Source organism: Pseudomonas sp. CCC3.1 (genome assembly GCF_034347405.1).
GTDB lineage: Bacteria > Pseudomonadota > Gammaproteobacteria > Pseudomonadales > Pseudomonadaceae > Aquipseudomonas.
This window is the reverse complement of record NZ_CP133778.1, coordinates 2,311,873-2,328,876: the sequence shown is the minus strand read 5'-3', so window position 1 is coordinate 2,328,876 and position 17,004 is coordinate 2,311,873. Positions and strand designations below refer to the sequence as shown.

Below are 17,004 nucleotides of genomic sequence, written 5' to 3'. Positions count from 1 at the left end.
TTACTCCTGAAGCTGTGGCGGCACGACGCCGTTCAAACGGTGGTTGCCAATAATCTGGTACTGCCAGCGCAAGGGTTCGCGGCCTTCCTGGGAAGGCGCCGCCGGGCGGCTGCCAGTGAGTTCCTGCTGAACATTGCCCACCGCCTGTAACGCCTCGGCGCTGGCGATCACGGCTTCGGCGGTTGCAACAAACGTCTCGGGGGCCGTGCCCGTAAAGTGTTCGGCGCGTTGATAGAGCGCATCGGCAACCTCGATGCGGATGTGCAAATCGCCAAATTTGCCGATGATGTACGGGTCGTCTACGGCCTTGTTCAAGCCGCTGAGCGCCCACGGCTGGGCCTGTTCGCGCACGAACGTCAGGGTGTGTTCCAGGCCTTGGCGCGCAAGGCGCAAGTCTTGCGCGGCTGCCGCAAGCTGGTTGGGCAAAGCAATTGCCGGGCTGTTCATAGTCGTGATTCCTCGATCAATTCCAGGCATGGCGTGGAGGCTGGATACCGTTGAGCAGGCGGTTGCCAATGAGGTGATATTTCCAGCGCGCCGGGTCATGCAGGGTGTGGGTCCGCGCATTGCGCCAAAAACGGTCCAGGTTGTGTTTGCCGAGCACCGAGCGGGTACCGGCCAGTTCGAACAGCTTGCTGCTGGCAAGCAAGGCAATTTCAGCCGACAGCACTTTGGCCTGAGCCACGATCACAGAGGCTTCGGCCACACTCTCTTCGCTGGGCGAAGCCAGTGCGTGGTCGATGGCCCGACCGGCCTTGGCTAGAATCGCGTCGGTACCATTCAAGCGCCATTGCAGATCGCCGATGGCGGCAATGGTGTAAGGATCTTGCCAGCCATGTTCCTGCTGGCTGTCGACCCAAGGCCGCGCCAGCCGCGCGTGGATCAGCGCCTGTTCAAACGCGCCATGGGCGATGCCGGTGTCCACCGCGGCCTGAATAATCTGCGAAATCGGGCCATCGGCGGTGGGCTCGTCAAACGCTTTGTGTGCTGGGATCACCGCGCTCAGCGGGACACGCACAGCCTCCAGAACAGCGCCGCCACTAGCGGTGGTGCGCTGACCGAAACCGTCCCAACTGTCGATGATGGTCAGCCCCGGATTGTCACGTTCAACGAAGGCGATAAAGGCCCGGTTCTGTTCATCAACCCCAACGGCCGGAACAATGTGGGCGAACAGCGCGCCGGTGCAGTAGAACTTCTCACCGTCGATCACCGCGTGATCGTCTTCAAAGCGAATGCGGGTTTGAAAAGCGCCTACGTTCTTGCTTTTGGACTCCGAAAAAGCATTGCCGAAGCGCCAGCCGTCCAGCGCTTTGCCGTAGTAATAACGCTTTTGTTCTTCGCTGCCGGTGTGCAGCAGAATGTCCAGCACGCCCAAGTGGTTCTGCGGGATTTGCCCCAAAGAAGAATCGGCGGCCGAAATGATCTTGATCACCTCGGCGACCGTCACATAAGACACCCCGGCACCACCGTAGGCCTTGGGCACAGTAATGCCCCACAGACCACTGGCGGCAAACTCATCCAGCTCAGGTACCGGCAAGCGGCGGTCACGATCACGCACCGAGGCTTCTTCGGCAAAACGCACCGCCAAGGCGTTAGCCACCTCAATAGCCTCGGCATCGGACGTGATCACGTGGGCCTTGGCAGGGGGTGATACAGAAATGCTCATGGGCAGACTCCAATGCAATGGAAAACACTGAAGGCGCTATTGCACAGGTCGTGCCGCTTTTAAATATCTATATAAATCAGTAATTTAATAAATTTTACAGCGAGCAAATCGCAGCAGCTACCGTGCAATCTGTCCACTTGCTGTTGGCTATGCAACAGTTGGCCAAGCAACACATGACCTGTAGGAGCGAGCTTGCTCGCGATCTTTTGACCTTTAAAAAGATCGCGAGGCAAGCTCGCTCCTACAGGACTTCAATCGCTGTTGGGGTGGCGTACAGGTTGTTAATCAGCTGTTGCAAAACCAACAGTATGGCCCGCATAAAAACGCCAATCCCCCGGATTCTCGAGCTGTGGGGGAACGGCACAGACTGTGCAACCGACATGCCAGTGACCTTTCATTTATGCAGGAGCATTGTCATGAGCCAAAACCCTCTGTCCGTCGGCACCGACTATGAAACGCTGGCCAATCGATTCCGCCCGCTGTTCCGGCAAATCGCCGCCGGTACGGTTGAGCGCGAACAGGCCCGCGAACTGCCCTTCGAGCCAATCCGCTGGCTGAAAGAAGCAGGTTTGGGCGCCGTCCGGGTACCGGTGGCATTCGGCGGCGCAGGTGCTTCGATCAGCCAGCTGTTTCAATTGCTGATCGAACTGGCCGAGGCCGACTCCAATATCGTGCAATCGCTGCGCGGCCATTTTGCTTTTGTCGAAGACCGCCTCAACGCCCCTTCCAGTCCGACGCGGGATGCCTGGTTCGCACGCTTCGTGGCCGGAGACCTGGTGGGTAACGGCTGGACCGAAGTCGGCGCAGTCAAACTCGGAGAAGTCATCACTAAAGTACGGCCGCAAGGCGCGGACTTTGTGCTCAACGGCGCCAAGTACTACAGCACCGGCAGCATTTTTGCCGACTGGGTCGATGTCTACGCCCAGCGCTCGGACAACGGCGCCGATGTGATCGCCATCGTCGACGCTCGCCACGCTGGCGTCACCCACAGCGATGACTGGGACGGCTTTGGCCAGCGCACCACCGGCAGCGGCACTTCGGTGTATATCGATGTACCGCTGAGTGCCGAACAGGTCATCCCGTTCGAAACCCGCTTCAAATACCAGACCGCCTTTTACCAGTTGGTGTTGCTGGCCGTTCTGGCCGGGATTGGCCGTGCGGTGGAGCGTGATGTGGCGCAGGAAGTCCGTGATCGCAAGCGCGTGTTTAGCCATGGCACGGCCGACACCACGCGCGGTGATGCGCAAATACAACAAGTGGTCGGGCAAATATCGGCACAGGTATATGCCGCCGAGGCCGCGACCTTGCGTTCGGCCGAGCCCCTGCAGCGCGCGTATGTCGCGCGTTTCAGTGACGATGCCGAAGCCGAACGCCACGCCAATATCGATGCCGAAATCGAGACATCAAAGGCTCAGATCGTGGTCTCGGAGTTGATCCTGCGTGCCACCAGCGACCTGTTCAACGCGCTCGGCGCTTCGGGCGTGAGCGTCAACAAGTCCCTCGACCGCCACTGGCGCAACGCCCGCACAGCTGCGTCGCATAACCCATGGATCTACAAAGCCCGGATTGTCGGGGACTGGACCCTCAACGGCACCGAACCCCTGTACGTGTGGCAAATCGGTAATAGCGTCAAAACGGGTTAAGGCTGTTGTAGTCGCTGATGTGTGGGCGCTGGATAGTGACTCAAGCGCCTTGGGAGTGCTCTGGGAATTCGACGCGCGCGCCAGGTAGTGCGAGCAAGACGCTGAGTGCCTGATCCAGTTCGCTGATCAGCCGCTCGACATCGGCGGTGCTGGTCTGTGGGCAGCACAGGGTCATGTTGTGGAACGGCGTGATCAGGATCCCGCGGTTGATCAGATACAGGTGCAAGGCCATTTGCAGGCTGTCATGGAAAGCGGCCTCGGCTTGTGCGCCGGTCTTGGGCGGCGTGGCGCAGAATTGAAACTCGCAGCGTGCCCCCAGCTCAGTCACCGACCAGTGCAACCCGTGCCGCTTGAACACCTGTCGCAGCCCTTCGGCCAATTGAGCCGCCAGCGGCAAGATGTGCTGGTAAGCCTGTTCAGTCATGACTTCTTGCAGGTTGGCGCGCATGCAATGCATCGCCAGTGCGTTGGCCGACAAGGTCGTGCCCATGCCGCTGTGGCCATGGCCAGTGCTCTGCTCGCTGTTTTTTTGCTGCACAGCTCGCATGCCTGTGGCCACGTGCTCGGTAAAGCCGAACACCGCACACGGAACACCGCCTGCGATGGGTTTGCCGACCACAAAGAAATCCGGCTGCAAGTCCCACAGGCGGGTGCAACCGCCGATGCCGGTGGAGATGGTGTGGGTTTCGTCGATGATCAGCAGGCTGGCGTATTGGCGCGTCAGTTCGCGGCATTTTTGCATAAAGCCTGGCTCGGGCAAGACCATGCCGATATTGGTCATGGCGGGCTCGCACAGCAGTGCACACACATCACCCTGAGCCAGAGCGGCCTTGAGCGCTTCAATGTCGTTGAACGGGATGGAGCGGCTGTACTGCGTCAAGTCATAGGCCTGGCCAACCAAGCCTGAGCGATGCACGGTGGCGCCCTCGCGATTGCGCACCATCACGTCATCGACCGTGCCGTGGTAGCAGCCATCAAACACCAACAAGGTGTTGCGCTGGGTGATCGCCCGCGCCCAGCGCACAACGTAACGATTGGCGTCAGTGGCGGTGGCGGTGACTTGCCAAAACGGCAAGCCGAAGCGCTCGGCCAGCAGCTCGCCGCAGACCACAGCATCTTCCCCCGGCAACATGGTGGTCAGGCCTTTGCTCGCCTGTTCGCTGATGGCACGGGCGATGGGGGCGGGTGAATGGCCGAACATGCTGCCGGTGTCGCCCAGGCAAAAGTCGGTGTACTCATGACCATCGACGTCGGTAAAGCGCGCGCCCTGAGCGTGTTGCACAAAGAGCGGCGTGGGCATGGACCAGTCGCTCATCCAGTGCATGGGCACGCCGTTGTACAGATTGGCCTGGGCACGCTCCGCCAGCGCAATCGACTTGGGATTGCTCTGGATAAAGCGCTCACGCTCATTGGCTGCGAATGACGCCACCGCTGACTCGCTGATTCCACTGCTCGACATACATAAACCCTTTTATTAATCACGCTGGTTTGGGCGGTCGTTAATTGCCAGCCGATAAGCCGCAATCAATCGCCATGTCTGCTCCGGTAATCGACCGGGCTGCGGGCTGACACAAGAAAAGCGCCAATTCAGACAGCTAAGGTGCCTTGTTCTCGACCAGACAATTGCCGCCGTCCACCACCAACACTTCGCCGGTGATGTAACTGGCCTCGGATGACGCCAAAAAGGCCACCGCGCTGGCGACTTCACGCGGGTCGCCTGCTCGGCCTATTGGCACATAACGGGCGGCTACGGCCTCTTCGGGCGTGCTGGAACCCGTCGCAACCCAGCCGGGAGCAACGCTGTTGACAGTGATCCCGTGTTTCGCCACTTCGAGCGCCAGCCCCATGTTCATACCCAGCATGCCGGCCTTGGCCGCGCTATAAGCCGCTTCCCCGGGGTTGCTGCCACGCGTACCGGTGGTCGAACTGATATTGACGATGCGCCCGTAGCCACGCGCCTGCATGCCGGGCAGCACTGCTCGCGTGAGCAAAAAGGCGGTGGTCAGGTTGCGCGCCAGTGACAGGTTCCAGGTGTGCAGATCCATGTTTGCCAATGCCGCAAAGGGCTCCGGACTGCCTTGCATGGCCATGCCAGCGTTGTTCACCAGAATGTCGATTCGCCCCCACACGGCTTCGGCCCACTGACCCAACTCGCGAACCTGCTGTTCATCGGTCAGGTCCGCCACACGGCCCTCGACCTCAACCCCTTCAGCACGCAGTTCAGCGACCCGTGCAGCGATGCGCGCACTGCTCGCGGTGATGATCAACTTGACACCCGCCTCACCCAGCCTGCGGGCAATGGCCATACCGATGCCGTGCTCGCTGCCGACTCCACTGACGAGTGCCACGCGGCCTCGGTCTATCGCGTTGAACATGGCGCCTCCCCCAAAATGCTGTAGGTGTGGGACTGAAATTTAGGTTCATAAATCTGATAATTAAAGACGATTATCATCAACAAAACTGACAACCACATGGCCTTTACCAGTGAATCACTCAACGTGTTTCTCGCAGTCGTCGACAGCGGCTCGTTCTCTGCGGCAGCCCGCAAGCTAGGGCGCGTGCCTTCGGCGGTGAGCATGGCGGTGTCGACATTGTCTGGGTCAAGAACCGCCCGCTCGGGTTGGGCGGTGTCGAGACCTACACCAATCGTTGAATCGGTTTGTGCCGCCAGACCAGCCGGTAATACGCAGTCTGCATCAGCAGCATCGCGATATAGGTCACCGGGAACGCCATCCACACGCCTTCCAGGCCGAAGTGCGCATTCAGCGCATAGGCCACCGGCAGTTCAATGCACAGCACGCAGAATACCGTAATGCCCATCGGCACCAGCACCACGCCGCTGGCGCGCATGACCCCGCTGATCGCAGCCTGAAAGCCAAACACCAGAACACTCCAGAGCATGATGTGCAGCAGGTGTTCTGCCCGTGCATGCGCCTGTACGTCAGTGATGAACAGCCCCAGTAACCAGTCGGACAACACGTAGCCGAGCACCACCAAGAACCCGGTCAGGCACAGGTTGATCAACAACCCGGTGCGCAAGATCGAACCGATGCGCTCAGGACGCCCGGCACCAATGGCTTGGGCGCCGAGGATCGACGCGGTGATGGCAATCGACAGCGCCGGGAACTGCACGTAATTGACGATTTGCGTCACCGCACCATAGGCCGCCGTGGCCTCGGAGCCATGGCTGTTCACCAGGGCCAGAATCACCAGCTCCGACAGCGATAACACCACCATCTGCAAGCCGGTCGGCAGACCGATGCGCAATACCTTGCCGAGGATTTCCCGGTTCAGGCGCAACGCCCGCCACAATGCTCGATCAGGCGCCATGACATGTTTTTTATGACGCAGGCGCAGTACCAGAAACAGCATGGCCAACACGTTACTCACAAGACCTGCCAGCGCGGCACTCTGGATGCCCATTTTCGGCAGTCCTGCCCAACCGAGAATCAATGCCGGGGTCAGTACCAGGCCCACGGCGGTCGAGACCATCAGCGCCAGCAACGGCGACACCGTGTCACTCACCCCCCGCAACAACTGGGTAAACAGGATAAACACCAGCAACGACGGCATGATCAGCATCATCATCCGAGCATACCCCACGGCCTCGTCCAGGACGTCAACCGGGGTTCCCAGCGCCTGCAACGCCGGACGCGCAAACACGCTGCCCAGCACCGCTGCCGCCAGCCCGATCAAGGCCCCCAAGGTCAGCGTGGCGCCGGTGATCTGCTTGACCATCGCCGTTTCCCGCGCGCCCCATGCCTGACCAATCAGCACCGAAGCACCCGCGCCAAGGCCGATGACCAGGGCGATAAAAAAGAAAATAATCGGAAACATCCCCGACACCGCTGCCAGCGCTTGAGTCCCCAGCAGTTGCCCGACGTAGATTCCGTTAAGGGTGCCGGAAAAGCTCTGCAAGAAATTGGACAGCACCATCGGCGCGAGAAAGACCAGATAGATCTTCCACAGCGGCCGTTGTGAGGGGGTTTGCATAACGGAGGGGTCCTGATTAAAAAAGCGGTGACGCGTTATACCGCACACCGGTCAGTTTTTGTTACCAAACACAGCGTGTGGACTACCCTAGTCTGACCCTCAGCTGAACATGAAACATTATTAAGAAACGTTTCAGCTTTTTAGGGGCAAAATGTGCTCACTGCTCAAGAGACCTACACAGGTGACGGTATGACCCGCATTTTGACCATCGAAGATGATGCCGTAACAGCGAAAGAGATCGTGGCTGAATTGAGCAGCCACGGGTTGGAGGTTGACTGGGTCGCCAATGGCCGTGAAGGCCTGGTGCGCGCCGTGAGCGGCGACTATGACCTGATTACCCTCGACCGGATGCTTCCGGAGCTGGATGGGCTGGCCATTGTAACCACCCTGCGCACCATTGGTGTGAGCACGCCGATTTTGATGATCAGCGCGCTGTCTGACGTGGACGAGCGCGTACGCGGCCTGCGGGCCGGTGGCGATGATTACCTGACCAAACCTTTTGCCAGCGACGAAATGGCCGCCCGGGTTGAAGTCTTGCTGCGGCGCAAAAGCCCGGTCGACAAGCACGAAACTTCGTTGCGCGTGGCCGACCTTGAGCTGAATCTGATCACCCGCGAAGCCAGTCGCGCCGAGCAGCAACTGAGCCTGCTGCCCACCGAATACAAGCTGCTGGAATTCCTGATGCGCAACACCGGGCAAATCCTCTCGCGGATGATGATCTTCGAAGAAGTCTGGGGCTATCACTTCGACCCGGGCACCAACCTGATCGACGTGCACATCGGGCGCCTGCGCAAGAAAATCGACCCACAAGGCCTGGTGCCGCTTATTCGCACTGTTCGAGGCTCGGGTTATGTCATTGCCGAACCCCTCTAAGGGCTGGCGTTCTTCCAGCAGCCGGCTGCTGGCGCTGTACAGCTTTTTGTTCGTGGCCTGGAGCTGCATCCTCATGGGGGTGCTGTATTACGAGGTGTCGGACTACCTGGGTAACCTGGCCAAACACTCGCTGATGCAGCGCCAACATCTGTTTGCGCGCTTTCATGGCGAGCAACTGGATGATGCGCTCGCCACCAGCATGACATTCGATATGCGCGCAGTTGATGCCTATGGACTGTTTGATTCGCAACAACAGCACATCAGCGGCCCGATTCGCAGCATCCCCTCCGACCTGCCGCTGGATGGCCAGATTCACGAGTTGGCCACTTGCATCGCTTCCGACGACCCCGACCTGCCACAAGACAGCTGCGACGCGGTGGCCACCCAGACTCAAGATGGGCGCTGGCTGGTGCTGGTGCGTGATAACGGCTCGCTGTTCGCCGTGACGCGGATCATCCTGCATGCGCTGGTGTGGGGCTTGTCACTGACCATCATCCCAGGCATTGCTGGCTGGCACTTGCTGCGCCGCCGACCGCTGCAACGTATCCGGGCGATTCAGGTCAGCGCCGAGGCGATTGTCGCTGGCGACCTGACCTACCGCTTGCCGCTGTCCAACCGGCGTGACGAACTGGACATGCTGGCCGCCATCGTCAACGCCATGCTCGACCGGATTGAGCGGCTGATGCATGAGGTCAAAGGCGTGTGTGACAACATCGCCCACGACCTGCGAACCCCGCTCACCCGCTTGCGAGCGCAGTTGTACCGGATTCAGCAACAAGCGGTAGAAGGCTCACCTGAAGCGCTGCAACTGGATGAAGTGATCGGCGAAACCGATACCCTGATGGCCCGCTTTCGCGGGTTATTGCGCATTTCCGAGCTGGAAGATCACCAGCGGCGTTCGGGTTTCCTGCAACTCGAACCATTGGCCTTGCTTCAGGAACTGTACGATTTTTACCTGCCACTGGCTGAGGAGGGACAGGTCACGTTGATTTTGGACACCCCGCCAACACTTCCCAGTCTTACGGGTGACCGCGCGTTGTTGTTTGAAGCACTGGCCAACCTGCTGAGCAATTCGATCAAGTTCACCCCGGCGGGCGGCGAAGTGATTTTGCGGGCGACCGATGACGAAGGCAGCCCCCGCATTGAAGTGCTCGACACCGGCCCCGGCATTCCCGAGGCCGAGCGCAAAGCCGTGTTCCAGCGCTTTTACCGCAGCGACGACAAGCACGCAGGCTTTGGCCTTGGCCTGTCCATCGTGGCGGCCATCGTCAACCTGCATGGCTTTGGCCTTGAAGTTGGCAGCCGTGAAGGCGGCGGCGCGAAACTGACGCTGCACTGCCGCCAAAGCCTGATCAACGTGGGGTAAAAAACATCACCCTCTGCCCGTAGCAGTTGCCGAGCTCCGCGAGGCTACGTCCGACGACGCAGTCGTCGTGAAACGACAATCGGGATCATTCATATCAATCCGATTCTCAGGTTTACGATTGCTACGCAACCGGACGTAGCCTCGCGGAGCTCGGCAACTGCTACGGGTTCCGAAGACTTTTTTATTCAATAATAATCTGGCACGGTTCTTTCTTGCTTTTGCGCACTTGCATTTCTGCGACTGCGTAAAGGGAAGACATGTCTGAGTTAGACGCTATTACGGTTCCACCTAAACGACCCTGGGCCTTTGTGTGGCACTACATCCGCCAGAACCCGGGATGGTATTGGGCAATCGCCGTGCTGCAAATCGGCGCCGCGATGAGCGCCACCCTGATGCCGTATGCCATCGGCCGTATCACCGGCGCCGTCAGTGATGGCCTGTGGGATCACGCGGATGTGCTCCGGGCGAGCCTCCCGGCGCTGGGCCTGCTGTTTGGCCTGGCAGTGGCGCAAATGGTGTTCGCCCGTGGCGCAACCTTCTGCATGATCATGGTCCGCCCGCAACAGAAGGTGCAGATCACCCGTGATCTGTTTGCCTACCTGCAACAGCATTCACCGCGCTATTTCGGCGAGCATTTTGCCGGGAGTCTGGCGCAGCGCATCAGTGAGGGCAGCATCGGCTTGCTGGATGCCACCTGGGTGCTGATCGTCGAAATGCTACCGATTCTCGTGGTGCTGGCGACGAGCCTGGTCTTGCTGACACTCGCCTCGCCCTGGCTAGGGCTGGGCTTGCTGGTGTGGGTGGTGAGCTATTCGCTGCTGGCGTATGTGCTGTCACGCAAGGCTCAGGTGCTGGCCAATAATCACGCCAAAACCCGCAGTGTGACCACCGGCAAAATAGTCGATGCCGTGAGTAACCTCAGCAGCATTCGGCTGTTCGCCCGCCAAGACTTTGAACTCGGCTATTTGAGCCGCTACCAGTCCACCGAAAAGCAGGCGGCGCAGCGTTCGTTCTTCTATCAGGAGAAAATCCGCCTGTTGCAAGACAGCCTGTCAATCGTGCTGCGCGTTGGCCTGGTCGCACTGGCACTGTATTTGTGGCACGCAGGCAAAATCAGTGTCGGCGAGTTGGTGATGGTTGCCACTCTGGGCCTGATGATCGTGGCCCAGTGCAGCTTTCTGAGCATGCAGTTCATGCATTTTTTCGAATTCATCGGCAACATCGAAAACAGCATCAACACCCTGCTGCAACCCCACGAAATGCCAGATCGCAAAGGTGCCCAGCCTGCACTTATCGACAAGGGCTCAATCCACTTTCGCGATGTGAATTTCAGCTACAACCCCGGAAAACCCATCTTCAAACAGTTCAATCTGCATATTCTGGCCGGGCAACGGGTGGGGATTGTCGGTCTGTCGGGGTCAGGCAAATCGACCTTGCTCAACCTGCTTTTGCGCGCCTACGACCCGCAAGGCGGAACCATTGAGGTCGACGGCATTAACGTGCTGGACATGACCCAGCAATCGTTGCACGAACATATTGCTTTAATCCCCCAGGAGCCTGGCCTGTTCCACCGTTCATTGCGCGAGAACATTGGCTACGGCGACGTGCACGCCAGTGATACGCAAATCACCCAAGCGGCACAACGGGCCCACGCCCATGACTTTATCCTGCAAATGCCCGAAGGCTACGACGCCTTGATTGGCGAGCGCGGGGTCAAGCTATCGGGGGGCCAGCGCCAACGCATTGCCATTGCACGAGCCTTGCTCAAGAACGCACCGATTCTGGTGCTGGACGAAGCCACAGCCAGCCTCGATTCAGAGACTGAAAGCCTGATTCAAAACAGCCTCGACGACATCATGGCGGACAAAACCGTATTGGTTGTGGCACATCGACTGTCTACCCTCGCCCATCTGGACCGAATAGTCGTGCTGGATAAAGGCATCATTGTTGAAGATGGCAGTCATCAACAATTACTTGAACGTGAAGGCCTGTATTACCGACTGTGGCAACACCAGTCGGACGGTTTGTTAAGTGATAGCGACGCGCCAACGTTATCCACGTCTTAACGACTGTAGGAGCGAGCTTGTCTCGCGATCTTTTAAAGATCAAAAGATCGCGAGACAAGCTCGCTCCTACAAGGATATAGCCGCATACAGCTAATTTTTTAACGCTAACGCTATAACCCGATAACTTTTCAACTGTACGAATAAATAGCAACGAACTGTCACATCAATGTACGGTTTCTAACACCAAAGCCGCGCCCTGCCTGATTGTCCGACAATAGCAATGCAGGCCATTCTTATTAAATCCCGCCTCTCTAAGTTCGCAAGAACGCGTCGTTTTAACGCGGCCTAACACTGCCTGCCTCCGCCGAGCCATTTATATAAAAATTATAAAAAAGTTCACATGATTTACATCAATCAAACGTATTGGCACACCGGTTGCTTTACCCAGCTTAACCAAACCAAACATTAGCCATTAAAACGCCATCGTTAAAGAGATCCCGTTGTCACCACGCAGTACTGAATGCCGCGCGCGGACGCTGTTTTGTCCGCGCAGGGGGAGCGGCTTGCTTGAAGAAAGTGATTTGCCAAGGGTCGACACAACCCAACCGGAGTCATGAGGGCCCACAAGGCCATTCCAACAAACATCTAAAAAGTCGGATGGAACCATGCAGAACAAGCGTTCAGGTTTTAACTTAAAACCACTGGTTGCAAGCCTGCAACGGCACCGTTTGGTGCCGTTGTATCTCATCGCTCTGGGGATGAGCGCGGGCCAGTTACAGGCAGCAGAAACAAGTGCGGCACAAGACTCAAGCAGCCAAGGGACGGCAGCACCAACCACCCAACTGCAACGCGTTGAGGTGACGGGCTCGGCCATTCGCCGGGTGGATGCCGAGACGGCGGTACCCATCACCATTCTCAGCGTCGAACAATTGCGTAATGAAGGGGTGACCACCACTGCAGAACTGATGCAGCGGGTCAGCGGTAACCAGTCGCTGGTTAACGCGGCACGCTCTGTGGGATCGTCATCAGGGGGCTCAAGCTTTGCCGACATGCGTGGCATCGGCGCCAACAAAACGCTGGTGCTGCTCAACGGCCGACGCTTGGGCAATAACGCGGTCGACGGTTCGGCTGTCGACTTGAACACCATCCCTTTCGCCGCCATTGAGCGGGTAGAAGTATTGCGCGACGGCGCATCAGCCCTGTACGGCACTGACGCCATCGGCGGGGTGATCAACTTCATTACCAAAAAATCACTGACTGATGGCTCCCTGACCCTGGGCGGTGACACACCCAGCCACAGCGGCGGTGGCAGCAGTCATGACGTGAATGCCAGTTGGGGTTACGGCGACCTGGAAAAAGACCGCTTTAACGTGTTCGGTGTGGTGGGCTACAACAAGCAGGACAGCCTGCAAGCCAAGGATCGCTCGTTCTCTCAAAGTTACGTCCCGGGCCGTGGTCTGGACCAAACCTCTGGCGTTTCGTACCCGGCCAACTACAGCCAGAATGGCGTGACCACTAACCCGTTGTCGGCCACCGGCTGCAACGGTACTAACCTGGTCTCACGCCAGGGTGTGTGCCGCTACAACACCCGCGACTATCTGGACCTGGTGCCGGAAACCGAGAAGACCTCGTTCTTTGGCAAGGCCACCGGCAAGATCACCGATGACGACAACGTCAATCTGGAATACTTCTGGGCGCGCAATAACAACGCGGTCGCGATTGCGCCATCGTCGCTGACCGGCCTGACCATGGACCCGACCTCGCCTTATTTCCCCGGTAATGGCATCACCCCGGCGTCCTCCAGCGCGTCCTTCGATCCGACCCAGCCGATTGGGCTTAACTGGCGCGAAACCGCTGCCGGTGGCCGCTCAACCAAAGACCAGAACACCAGCCAACGCTTGGTGCTGAGCTTTGATGGCCTCGCCAAAGGCTGGGATTACAACCTCGGCGCTTCGTACAACCAAAACTCGGTGACCGAAAGCATCACCGGCGGTTTTGTCAGCGACTCCGCCATGATCGACGGCATTGCCAATGGCATCATCAACCCGTTCGGCCCGCAAAGCGCAGCCGGTCAGCGGCTGATTGATGCCAACCAATACCACGGCCAGTACATCTCTTCTGTCGGACGCGTATCGGCCATTGATGGCCGCGCCAGTCGTGAAATCGGTGACTGGTTTGGTGCTGGACCTTCCGGGCTCGCGGTCGGTGGCGAATACCGCCAAGAGAAATTCCATCAAAGCTACGCGCAGTTCGCAGGCGATCTGGGCAGCCTCGGCGTCGACCCTGATGCGGGCGTCTCAGGCGATCGCACCGTCAAGGCGCTGTACACCGAACTGAACGTGCCAGTACTGGACAGCCTCGAACTGTCGGCCGCCGTGCGTCACGACAAGTACAGCGACTTCGGCAGCACCACCAACCCGAAATACTCATTCCGCTACCAGCCGGTCAAGGAGCTCGTGGTACGCGGTGCTTACAGCGAAGGCTTTCGCGCACCGTCGCTGTATGAGCTGTACAACCCGCAATACACCACGTACACCCAGGGTTTCTACAATGACCCTCGACTGTGCACCGGCGGCACTGTGCAGCCGGGTGGCGATGCCGGTCGCGACTGCGGTCAGCAATTCCATAACCGCACGGGGGGCAACACCGATCTGTCGCCAGAAACCGCTCGCAACCTAACCCTGGGCTTTGTTTATCAACCGGTGCGTGAACTGTCTGTGGGCCTGGATTTCTGGTGGATTCACATCGCCAACCAGATCGCCGAGTTCCCGGAATCCACCGTATTTGACGATCCCAACACCTATGCCGATCGTTACATTCGCAACGCCGATGGTTCCCTCAACTACGTGCAGACCGGCCTCGCCAACCTGGGTGCAGTTAAAACCAGCGGTGTGGACGTCAGCGTCGACTACAAATTCCCGAACACGCCGTACGGCCAGTTCGGCCTGGGTCTGCAAGGCACTTATGTCTCGCGCTATGACTACCAGACCACCATTGGTGGCAGCTACACCGACAAAGTCAGCGCGTTTCAAGACGACGGCATGATTGCGCGCTGGAAGCACGTGTTGAGCGGCACCTGGAACCTGGGCGCCTACCGCGCTTCGTTGGTCAACCGCTTCACCAGCAGCTACAAGGACGCCAACCCAGACGCTAACGCGCGCGTCGCGTCGTACACCCTGTGGGATATTTCGGGAGGCTACACCTTCGACAAAACCGTGGACCTGGACGTCGGGGTTAAAAACCTGTTTGACCGCGACCCGCCGTTCACCAATCAGGCCTATAACTTCCAGAGTGGTTACGATCCACGTTACGCCGACCCGCTGGGTCGTACCTTCTTCGCCCGTGCGACTTACCACTTCTGAGTACCGCCTGCAGAAACCGTTTTGCCCTTCACCGGGCAAGCGCATAGTGAGCGCACGACGATGATCTTGTGCGAGCGGGCTTGCCCGCGAGGGTATCAACACGGTTCAACAGAAAAACCGTATCGCCTGCATCGCTGGCAAGCCAGGCTCCCACAGTTGCTCCCATAGCCTTTCAGCACCGGGCTGTGGGACTTTTCAAAGCAGTCGATGATTCAACACGCGGCACAAGGAAATTCCATCATGTCTTCACTGTTCATGCCCCTGCTCCGCTCGCTGCTGGTGCCGGTGCTGTCTTGCCTGTGCCTCAGCGTGAGCGCTGCACCCGGCCCCGCCATGACGGTCTATGGCGAAGCGCCCAAATACCCTACCGGTTTCCAGCACTTTGACTACGTGAACCCGAGCGCGCCCAAAGGCGGCTCGCTCAGTCGATCGGCGATGGAAATCGGCCAGTTCAATTACATCGCGCCCTATATCGATCAAGGCACCGGTGTCGTGCAGGTTGATCAATGGGTCTATTCGCCCCTGGCCTTTCGCTCACTGGATGAGCCTTACACGGTCTACGGACTGATCGCGCAAACCATGGAGCGCGACCCTGACGGCCTGTGGGTGCGCTTTAACCTGAACCCCAAAGCCCGTTTTGCCGACGACACGCCGATCACCGCGCCAGATGTGGCTTTCACCTACAACACCCTGATGACCAAAGGCAGCCTGAGCTATCGCATGCTTTATGGCGAGGTCAAGGACGTGGTCATCGAAGGCCCGCGGCAAATTCGCTTCGACTTCAAAAGCAACCAGAACCGCACCCTGGCACTGGATTTGGCCAGCATGCGGATTTTGCCGGAGCATTGGTGGAAGACCCGCGACTTTGCCAATGGCGGCGGCTTTGAACCGCCATTGGGCAGCGGCCCGTACTCGGTGTCGCACGTCGATCCGGGGCGCAGCATCAGTTTTGAACGCAACAAAAACTGGTGGGCCAAGGACTTGCCCGTCAGTAAAGGGCTGTACAACTTCGACCGCCTGACCGTGAATTTCTACAGTGACACCGACATCGCCCGCCAATTGCTCAAGGCCGGTGCCTTTGATTACAACCGCGAGTTCTCGGCTACTGGTTTCAGCATCGGCTACGAGAGCCCTGCCCTGAGCGACGGACGCCTGCAACGCGGGGTCTTCGCCAAGGACAAACCCGGCGCGGCCCAGGGCTTTGCCTTCAACTTGCAGAATCCGTTTTTTCAGGACCGCCGCGTGCGCCAGGCGCTGAGCCTGTTATGGGATTTCGAGTGGACCAACAAACAGATGATGCGCAATTTTTATGTGCGTCAGCAGAGCTACTTCCCGAAAAGTGAAATGGCCGCGACCCAACTGCCTGATGCCCGCGAACTGGAAATCCTCGAACCTTTGCGCGGCAAGATCCCCGATGAAGTGTTCACCCAGGTCTACCAAGCCCCCAAAACCGATGGCAGCGGTTATATCCGCGACAAGCAACTGCAAGCCCTGGCGTTGCTCAAAGAAGCGGGCTGGAGCCCTAAAGCCAACAAATTGGTGAATGCCCAAGGACAGCAACTGAGCTTCACCTTCCTGGACGGCCAAGGCGGTTTTGACCGCATGATCATGCCGTACAAGCGCACCCTGGCGCAGATCGGCATCAACATGGACATCCGCAAGATCGACTCGGCGCAATACGTTAACCGCCTCAACGCCCGCGACTACGACATGATCGTGGTCGCCTTTCCGCGCAGCGGCCAGCCCATCGTCTCGCCGGGCCGCGAAATGTACGACATGTTCGGCTCACGCAGCGCCACTCAGGTTGGCTCCTCCAACTCCTTTGTGCTGCGCGACCCAGCGGTCGACACCTTGCTCGACGGGCTGGTGCAAGCCAACAGCCGCGAAGAAATGGTGCACTACGCCCGTGCCCTCGACCGGGTGCTGCAATGGGGCTATTACCTGATCCCCAACTACTACTCGGTAGGCACCCCGACCGCGTACCAGAACCGTTTCGGCCGCCCGGCCCTGGAGCCCAAGTTTGACGAGGGCCTGGACACCTGGTGGGAAGTCAGCAAAACCGCACACACCAACGCACAGTTGAAGGGGTATTGAG

11 protein-coding genes and 2 pseudogenes are annotated in these 17,004 nt (G+C 58.8%); 7 read left to right on the top strand and 6 right to left on the bottom strand.

The annotated features are described in order from the left end of the window. Entirely contained in the window at window positions 1-447 is a 447-nt protein-coding gene (locus RHM56_RS10570; protein WP_322241111.1) for an acyl-CoA dehydrogenase, read from the bottom strand. 16 nt (window positions 448-463) lie between these two features. Continuing rightward, entirely contained in the window at window positions 464-1,666 is a 1,203-nt protein-coding gene (locus RHM56_RS10565) for an SfnB family sulfur acquisition oxidoreductase (protein WP_322241110.1), read from the bottom strand. 416 nt (window positions 1,667-2,082) lie between these two features. Between RHM56_RS10565 and RHM56_RS10560 the strand changes: the two genes are divergently transcribed. Continuing rightward, entirely contained in the window at window positions 2,083-3,309 is a 1,227-nt protein-coding gene (locus RHM56_RS10560; protein WP_322241109.1) for an acyl-CoA dehydrogenase family protein, read from the top strand. 40 nt (window positions 3,310-3,349) lie between these two features. Here RHM56_RS10560 and RHM56_RS10555 read toward each other — a convergent pair whose 3' ends face one another. From RHM56_RS10555 to RHM56_RS10550, 3 genes and pseudogenes are all read right to left on the bottom strand, one after another. After that, a complete protein-coding gene (locus tag RHM56_RS10555) occupies window positions 3,350-4,768 on the bottom strand; it encodes an aspartate aminotransferase family protein (RefSeq protein WP_322241108.1) in 1,419 nt (472 codons plus the stop codon). A 40-nt stretch (window positions 4,769-4,808) separates the two neighbouring features. Further along, a pseudogene (locus tag RHM56_RS25955) lies at window positions 4,809-4,904 on the bottom strand (SDR family NAD(P)-dependent oxidoreductase); the annotation flags it as partial. Further along, window positions 4,905-5,684: an SDR family NAD(P)-dependent oxidoreductase gene (locus RHM56_RS10550; protein WP_322241107.1), complete on the bottom strand. Its 780-nt coding sequence runs from the start codon at window positions 5,682-5,684 to the stop codon at window positions 4,905-4,907. A gap of 96 nt (window positions 5,685-5,780) precedes the next feature. Between RHM56_RS10550 and RHM56_RS10545 the strand changes: the two are divergent. Next, window positions 5,781-5,895, top strand: a pseudogene (locus RHM56_RS10545) (LysR family transcriptional regulator); the annotation flags it as partial. 51 nt (window positions 5,896-5,946) lie between these two features. Here the strand turns inward: RHM56_RS10545 and RHM56_RS10540 are convergent. Beyond that, entirely contained in the window at window positions 5,947-7,302 is a 1,356-nt protein-coding gene (locus tag RHM56_RS10540) for an MATE family efflux transporter (protein ID WP_322241106.1), read from the bottom strand. A gap of 189 nt (window positions 7,303-7,491) precedes the next feature. On the opposite strand from RHM56_RS10540, the gene RHM56_RS10535 reads away from it, so the two are divergent. From RHM56_RS10535 to RHM56_RS10515, 5 genes are all read left to right on the top strand, one after another. Continuing rightward, window positions 7,492-8,175, top strand: a complete 684-nt coding sequence (locus RHM56_RS10535) for a response regulator transcription factor (RefSeq protein ID WP_019409082.1) — start codon at window positions 7,492-7,494, stop codon at window positions 8,173-8,175. Further along, the gene (locus tag RHM56_RS10530; RefSeq protein WP_322241105.1) at window positions 8,153-9,541 is read left to right on the top strand and encodes a HAMP domain-containing sensor histidine kinase; all 1,389 of its coding nucleotides are present in this window, start codon (window positions 8,153-8,155) and stop codon (window positions 9,539-9,541) included. The genes RHM56_RS10535 and RHM56_RS10530 overlap by 23 nt, the downstream gene beginning before the upstream one ends. 257 nt (window positions 9,542-9,798) lie before the next feature. Beyond that, entirely contained in the window at window positions 9,799-11,607 is a 1,809-nt protein-coding gene (locus RHM56_RS10525; RefSeq protein ID WP_322241104.1) for an ABC transporter ATP-binding protein, read from the top strand. 605 nt (window positions 11,608-12,212) lie between these two features. Next, the gene (locus tag RHM56_RS10520) at window positions 12,213-14,909 is read left to right on the top strand and encodes a TonB-dependent receptor (RefSeq protein ID WP_322241103.1); all 2,697 of its coding nucleotides are present in this window, start codon (window positions 12,213-12,215) and stop codon (window positions 14,907-14,909) included. Window positions 14,910-15,164: 255 nt separating this feature from the next. Next, complete coding sequence (locus RHM56_RS10515; protein ID WP_416194912.1) at window positions 15,165-17,003, top strand: extracellular solute-binding protein; 1,839 nt, start codon at window positions 15,165-15,167, stop codon at window positions 17,001-17,003. The last annotated feature ends 1 nt before the right edge of the window (window position 17,004 follow it).

What these genes read in the sequence shown, in the direction of transcription:
- RHM56_RS10540 (WP_322241106.1), bottom strand. Translation starts at nt 7,302, where the DNA reads ATGCAAACCCCCTCACAACGGCCGCTGTGGAAGATCTATCTGGTCTTT.
- RHM56_RS10555 (WP_322241108.1), bottom strand. Translation starts at nt 4,768, where the DNA reads ATGTCGAGCAGTGGAATCAGCGAGTCAGCGGTGGCGTCATTCGCAGCC.
- RHM56_RS10525 (WP_322241104.1), top strand. Translation starts at nt 9,799, where the DNA reads ATGTCTGAGTTAGACGCTATTACGGTTCCACCTAAACGACCCTGGGCC.
- RHM56_RS10520 (WP_322241103.1), top strand. Translation starts at nt 12,213, where the DNA reads ATGCAGAACAAGCGTTCAGGTTTTAACTTAAAACCACTGGTTGCAAGC.
- RHM56_RS10530 (WP_322241105.1), top strand. Translation starts at nt 8,153, where the DNA reads ATGTCATTGCCGAACCCCTCTAAGGGCTGGCGTTCTTCCAGCAGCCGG.
- RHM56_RS10535 (WP_019409082.1), top strand. Translation starts at nt 7,492, where the DNA reads ATGACCCGCATTTTGACCATCGAAGATGATGCCGTAACAGCGAAAGAG.
- RHM56_RS10560 (WP_322241109.1), top strand. Translation starts at nt 2,083, where the DNA reads ATGAGCCAAAACCCTCTGTCCGTCGGCACCGACTATGAAACGCTGGCC.
- RHM56_RS10515 (WP_416194912.1), top strand. Translation starts at nt 15,165, where the DNA reads ATGCCCCTGCTCCGCTCGCTGCTGGTGCCGGTGCTGTCTTGCCTGTGC.
- RHM56_RS10565 (WP_322241110.1), bottom strand. Translation starts at nt 1,666, where the DNA reads ATGAGCATTTCTGTATCACCCCCTGCCAAGGCCCACGTGATCACGTCC.
- RHM56_RS10570 (WP_322241111.1), bottom strand. Translation starts at nt 447, where the DNA reads ATGAACAGCCCGGCAATTGCTTTGCCCAACCAGCTTGCGGCAGCCGCG.
- RHM56_RS10550 (WP_322241107.1), bottom strand. Translation starts at nt 5,684, where the DNA reads ATGTTCAACGCGATAGACCGAGGCCGCGTGGCACTCGTCAGTGGAGTC.